At 60.6% G+C, this 6,059-nt stretch carries 4 protein-coding genes and 1 pseudogene; 3 read left to right on the forward strand and 2 right to left on the reverse strand.

What is annotated here, in order from left to right; translation table 11 throughout:
- Window positions 1-478: 478 nt before the first annotated feature.
- Together glgA and WCA53_RS16835 are read right to left on the reverse strand one after the other, a co-directional pair.
- Window positions 479-2,140, reverse strand: a complete 1,662-nt coding sequence (gene glgA / locus WCA53_RS16830) for a glycogen synthase GlgA (RefSeq protein ID WP_423912726.1) — start codon at window positions 2,138-2,140, stop codon at window positions 479-481.
- Window positions 2,141-2,603: 463 nt separating this feature from the next.
- Entirely contained in the window at window positions 2,604-3,269 is a 666-nt protein-coding gene (locus WCA53_RS16835; RefSeq protein ID WP_423912729.1) for a DUF1345 domain-containing protein, read from the reverse strand.
- A gap of 128 nt (window positions 3,270-3,397) precedes the next feature.
- On the opposite strand from WCA53_RS16835, the gene WCA53_RS16840 reads away from it, so the two are divergent.
- The 3 genes and pseudogenes from WCA53_RS16840 to WCA53_RS16850 form a co-directional block, all read left to right on the forward strand.
- A complete protein-coding gene (locus WCA53_RS16840) occupies window positions 3,398-3,961 on the forward strand; it encodes a sugar dehydrogenase complex small subunit (protein ID WP_423912732.1) in 564 nt (187 codons plus the stop codon).
- A gap of 88 nt (window positions 3,962-4,049) precedes the next feature.
- Window positions 4,050-5,651, forward strand: a complete 1,602-nt coding sequence (locus WCA53_RS16845) for a GMC family oxidoreductase (RefSeq protein ID WP_423912735.1) — start codon at window positions 4,050-4,052, stop codon at window positions 5,649-5,651.
- A 17-nt stretch (window positions 5,652-5,668) separates the two neighbouring features.
- Window positions 5,669-6,059: pseudogene (locus tag WCA53_RS16850) on the forward strand (cytochrome c); the annotation flags it as partial.

Here is a 6,059-nt window from a genome sequence, read left to right on the forward strand (position 1 = left end):
GACAATGGTCCGACGAGAAGCGGGTCGATGAAATAGATTCTTGGTGCGTACGCTTGAAGCATGTGATGGTGTTCCATCGGTCGTCTTTTTCCAGTTCGTCTTGCTATGGCGTGGATGCGGGAAAACGCGATCGCGCTCAACGAGGCGAAAACCAAACCGCGCGAACAGCAACGGCAGGGGAGCCTCAGACACTCGTCAATGCACCGGTTCCGGGGATCGAGCGCTGCCGCATCGCCATGACAACGTTCGATAAAGAAGCGTCATGAACGATGCGCGGTTCAGCGGCGCCAGGGGTCGCCGTGAGGTCACAGCACGTAGCGTGCCGCACCATCATAGCGACCCTTGGCAGAATTAGTACTGGTATGGGAGTGCTCGCCGGCGAGCAAGTTCCGGCTCGGCATGCGAGTCGTGAAATTAGCCGCCGGCCGAACTGCCGCCCGGAGCCAGGGTCAAAGGCCTCGCCCTGGCATAAGCCCCGTCAGGCGCGGCGGGCGACAAACTGCGCGTCTTGCGCCTCGCGACGTTCGATGTGCTCGATGTGTTCGATGCGTTCAATGTGTTTGCCAACTGCAACCACCGTGGCGGGCGCAGCCTTGCGGGTGCGCAACGGAGCCTTTGCCGGACGCGCGTCGCTGAGCGCGGCGTACAAATCGACGTACTTGGTCACGGCGTGGTCCCAGCCGTAATCGCGTGCCATGGCATTGCGCTGAATCGCGCGCCATTGCTGCGGACGCATGAAAGCGTCGACCGCGCGGGTGGTGGCGGCGATCACATCCTGGGCGCGGTCGCCGTCAAAGAGAAAACCGGTGCCGGCACGCAAGGACGTCGCGTCTTCGAAGCCGCCAAGCGGAGATGACTGAAAGCCTTCATGCAACGCGAGACCTTCAGGGGCATCGACGATCGTGTCCGCCAGCCCGCCCACTCGCGATGCCACCGGCAAGGTGCCGTAGCGCATTGCGTAGATCTGCGTGAGGCCGCACGGCTCGAACCGGCTACCGTGCAGCAGGATGTCGGCCCCCGCGTGCAACACATGCGCTCGGCGCTCGTCATAACCAATAAAGACGCCCACGCGATCCGGCCAGCTTTGCGCGAGCTGCTGGAAAGCCGCTTCGATAGTCGCGTCGCCCTTGCCGATCACCGCCACCTGCAGACGCGGATGTTGTTCGAGCAACGCGGGAATGGCGTTGACGGCGACATCGGCCATTTTTTGCGATGTCATGCGGCTGCCGAGCGCCATGACGGGGACGAACGGGTCGGCGGGGAGGCCGAACAATTGTTGCAGTTCGCGCTTGCACGCGTGCTTGCCGCGCATGTCGGCAAAAGAATAATTGCGGGCGATTTGCGGATCGGTGGCCGGATTCCACGCGTGCGTATCGATCCCGTTGATGATCCCCGCGAGCTTTCCCGCGTGCGCCTGGAGTACGCCTTCCATCAGGTGACCGAAACGCGGTGTGAGGATTTCACGTGCATAGGTCTCGCTGACGGTTGCGACGCGGTCGGCATGGACAATGCCCGCTTTCATCAGACTCAACGCGCCGTAGAACTCGATACTTTTGGGCTCCGTCAACGCGGGCGCCAGCCATTGCTCGGGCACGCCGAGCGCTGCACCAAGCGAGAGCGGATAGTTGCCCTGGAACGCCAGATTGTGGATCGTAAACACGCTTTTTGCGTGCACGCCCGCGCGCTTCATCAGGAGCGGCGTGAGGCCGGAATGCCAGTCGTGCGCATGCACGATGTCGGGCTTCTTGATCCCGCGAATGCCTTCTGCAATCCGAACCGCCGCCGCCGATAAAGACGCAAAGCGGATCGCGTTGTCGTCGTAATCGCGTCCTTGCGCGTCCTGGTATAGACCGTCGCGCATATATAAGTGGTCCATGCGCAAGAGCATGACCGGAACGCCTGTGTCCGGCATGCGGCCGCGATATAACGCCCCGTCGCCGCCCGGCAGGCCCATAAGGGTTGCCGCCCTGTGCAATCCCTCGACCGTCTGCAACGCCTGAGGATAAGCAGGAATCAAGATCGTGGCATTGATACCGGCGGCACGCAACGCGGCGCCGTATGCGCTGACCATATCGCCGAGTCCGCCGGTCTTGGCGAGTGGCACGGCCTCTGAAGCGACAAGCAAGACGTTCAAGGGCAAAGCGGTCTCCTGGATTCTTGATAGATGAAAAGCGATGAATTGCCGCTAGCCAGTGATATCGGCTAGCGCGCGTCCGGGGCTTTTATCGAAGGCTGGGGTGAAAGTGGTGCGTACGGGTTTTCCAGAGCAAGCCGTGTGCCACCTTCGTATGTTTCCTGCTAAGAGTGGCTAACACTGACTACGTTGGTGCATGGTGGCCTGATCGAATGACAGGCGCGAGAAACTGTGTAAGAAAGTAGGTGCGCTGGGCGGCCTTTTTTACACGTCGATATGTGCAATGTTTATACGAATAGCGGGCTTGGCGACCTAACGCTTGCCGATTAGGAGAAAATTATTTGATTAGCGATCCAGATTGATTTGTTTGCGGAAAAAATGCCCGAACAAGCTTGGGCAATCGGAGTAATTATTGCTTAGCGGGATAAGACTTCGACTCTAAGGTCTGAGCTTTAACATCCCGCTCACCTCATGGCCCAAGCAAGCCGGCGGCGGTATTTACGCATAGCCCGATCACCGCTGCGTTAAAGAAGAACGAAAGAACGGATTGCGCCAATGCTGTGCGTCGCACGTCGGTCGAGCGCAACACGACATCGGAAGTCTGGGACGCGACGGCGATGGTGAATGAGAAGTAGAGAAAGTCCCAATAGGTTGGCAAGAGATGAGCATCGGGAAATTTCAGCGATGTCTCGCCCCCCTCCAACGCGCCGGATAAATAGTATTGCCGAGCGTAGTGAAGCGTGAACAGGGTCGGGATAAGACACCACGCGCCGATCATGGTAAAACCCGTCAACAGATAGTTCGGCAGTGCACCGCGAGCGCCGAGGTTCTTGGCCGCGGCTAGCTCAACCACGATTGCTATGAGGCTTGCCACCGCTGCAACGCTGACGATGGCCAGGAACGCACCGGCGTTTTCATCTTCGCGTATCGCAAGCGCCTGTACTTTCCTCTGGTCCGCATTGGCCATTCTTATCCAGATCATCACGAGGTAGAGCCACACCGCAGCATCCCAGCCGAGCAGTCCACGCGGAATCGGCCGGAACTCATGTGGGACCAAAAGCGTGACGATTACGCCGACGACGAGTGCAATGCCGGCACGGGGGCGGGAGCGCAGAGCCTGGGGGATGAGATTCATTTTTCCTGGGGGCGTAGTAGGAGGACGCGGCATTGAGCTGCGATACCGGGACTATTGCTTGCTGTTGTTCAAATCTAATGGGCGATATCCGAACCTGGATTCGATCTTCACCCTCTGGAGTTCACCGCATGACACAGCACGTTTCGCGCCTTGCGCACTCGGCCGCGCGCCGGCACTTTGTTCTTGGCGCTTGCGCCTCAGCGGCGGTGGTTGCATTCACAGCGGCGGGCTTCGGCTTTCCTTCGTTCATCGCCCAGGCGTTTGCCGTGGAATCGCACCCGCCGCCCGCCGGCCTCGAAGGCTTCCTGCTGCTGTCGCAGAAGCTTACCGGACGAGCGAGCTTTGACCGCGTCCTGGCACAGCGCGTCTACGACGCGCTGTCGAAAGCGGATAGCCAGTTCGTGGCGAATGTCGCGCAACTTAACACGTGGCTCGCGTCTCATGGCGGTGTGCCTTCGGACACCGTCACTCAAGCGCTCCAGGCCGACACGCCAGCGCTTGCAGTCACGGTGGGCGCAATAATGCGCGCGTGGTATCTCGGTCTTGTCGGCGATGCGCCCCGCGTAAGCGTGGTGGCGTACGAGCGCGCGTTGATGTTCGACCCCGTGGCCGATGTGCTGACCATTCCATCGTATTGCCGCGACGTGCCGTTCTACTGGACGCAGAAGCCTCCCGGAGCGGCCACATCCTGATTGGCAGGCGCACAAGCCACGCCCAAACAACGGCCAGGCAAGCGCGCAGTTCGACAAAACAAGAACCTACCTCACAGGACAATAACAAATGGCAAATTCGAATTCCGCCGATGTGGTGGTTGTCGGGTCCGGCGTGGCGGGCGGTCTCGTGGCGCACCAACTGGCGAGCGCCGGGGCATCCGTGATCCTGCTCGAAGCGGGACCGCGCATTCCGCGCTGGCAGATCGTCGAGAACTTTCGCAATTCGCCCGCGAAGTCGGATTTTGCTTCGCCGTATCCTTCCACGCCTTACGCGCCGCATCCGCAGTATTCGCCCGAGAATCACTACCTGATCCAGAAGGGCGAATATCCGTATGCGTCACAGTATTTGCGGCTCGTCGGCGGGACGACGTGGCATTGGGCGGCCGCCGCGTGGCGCCTGCTGCCCTCCGATTTCAAACTCAAGACGATGTACGGCGTGGGCCGCGATTGGCCGATCCCGTACGAAGCCATCGAGCCGTGGTACTTCGCGGCTGAAGTGGAGCTTGGGGTATCGGGGCCGGGAAGTCACGTCGATCTCGGCTCTCCGCGCTCCAAGCCTTACCCCATGGACATGTTGCCGCTCTCCTATATGGACCAGCGTTTCTCCGATGTCCTCAACGCCCAGCAATTTCATGTCGTGCCCGAACCGGTCGCGCGCAACAGCCGTCCGTACGATGCGCGCCCGACGTGCTGCGGCAACAACAATTGCATGCCGATCTGTCCAATCGCCGCGATGTACAACGGCGTCACGCACGCGGAGAAGGCGGAGCGCGCGGGCGCGCGGCTGATCGCACAAGCGGTGGTGTACAAGATCGAAGCCGATGACAAAGGCTTGATCACCGCCGTGCATTACAAGGATCCGAACGGCAATAGCACGCGGGTGACGGGCAAGCTCTTCGTGTTGGCGGCAAACGGTATTGAAACGCCGAAGCTGATGTTGCAATCCGTCTCCGATAAATTCAGCACTGGCATTGGCAATAGCTCGGATCAGGTCGGCCGCAACCTGATGGATCATCCCGGCACCGGCGTGACCTTCCTCGCCAACGAGGCGATGTGGCCGGGGCGCGGCCCGATGGAAATGACATCGATAGTAAATTTCCGCGATGGTGCGTTCCGCTCCGAGTATTCGGCGAAGAAGCTGCACTTGTCGAACGGGGTGGCGACCGGCGGGATTACCGCCGCGTTGATCGCGAAAGGTCTGACTGGCGGTGAACTGGACCGGCAGATTCGAGACCGCAGCGCGCGCACGCTCAATATCAACAGCTTTCACGAGCATCTGGCCGAGCCGCAGAACCGCGTGATTCCGTCATCGGATCACAAGGACGCGCTGGGCATTCCCCAGCCCGAGATCTATTACTCGATCAACGATTACGTGAAGAAAAGCGCGGCGGACACGCGCCTGCATTACGCGCGCATTGCTGAATTGTTCGGCGGCACGGAGATCACCTTCGACGATAAATTCGCGCCGAACAATCACATCATGGGCACGACCATCATGGGTGCGGACCCGAAGGATTCCGTGGTGGACCCCGAATGCCGCATGCACGATCACCCGAACCTGTTCGTAGCGGGCAGCGCGGTGATGCCGACGGCGGCATCGGTGAATTGCACGTTGACGCTTTCGGCGTTGTCGCTGCGACTTGCAGACAAGCTGAAGAAAGAACTTTGATGCGCCGGAGACCCACGATGAAAACCCATGAGCCTCGCGACGCCAACCCGTTCCGGAATCTCAAGCGCCTCGCTGCGGCGTGCGCGGGGACCGTGCTCGCCGTTGCCGGCGTGTCGTATCACGTGCCGACCCGGTTCTGGCCTATCGAAGCCGCCCAGGCGCAGGCCGCCGTCACGACGACCGGTGTTGCGCCCGTGGTGAAACCCGACAAGCTGACCAACGCCGATCTCGTCAAGCGCGGCGAATACCTGACACGTGCCGGCGATTGCGCTGCGTGCCATACCGCCGATAAATCGCGCCCGTTCGCAGGCGGCCTTCCGATCACCACGCCGTTTGGCACGATCTATACGCCCAACATCACGAGCGATCCGGATACTGGCATTGGTCGCTGGACCGACGCCGATTTCC

This window comes from Caballeronia sp. (genome assembly GCF_049581465.1).
Classification (GTDB): domain Bacteria; phylum Pseudomonadota; class Gammaproteobacteria; order Burkholderiales; family Burkholderiaceae; genus Caballeronia.

Excerpts from the sequence above, each read along its gene's own strand:
- WCA53_RS16835 (WP_423912729.1), bottom strand. The coding sequence starts at position 3,269 with ATGAATCTCATCCCCCAGGCTCTGCGCTCCCGCCCCCGTGCCGGCATT.
- WCA53_RS16840 (WP_423912732.1), top strand. The coding sequence starts at position 3,398 with ATGACACAGCACGTTTCGCGCCTTGCGCACTCGGCCGCGCGCCGGCAC.
- WCA53_RS16845 (WP_423912735.1), top strand. The coding sequence starts at position 4,050 with ATGGCAAATTCGAATTCCGCCGATGTGGTGGTTGTCGGGTCCGGCGTG.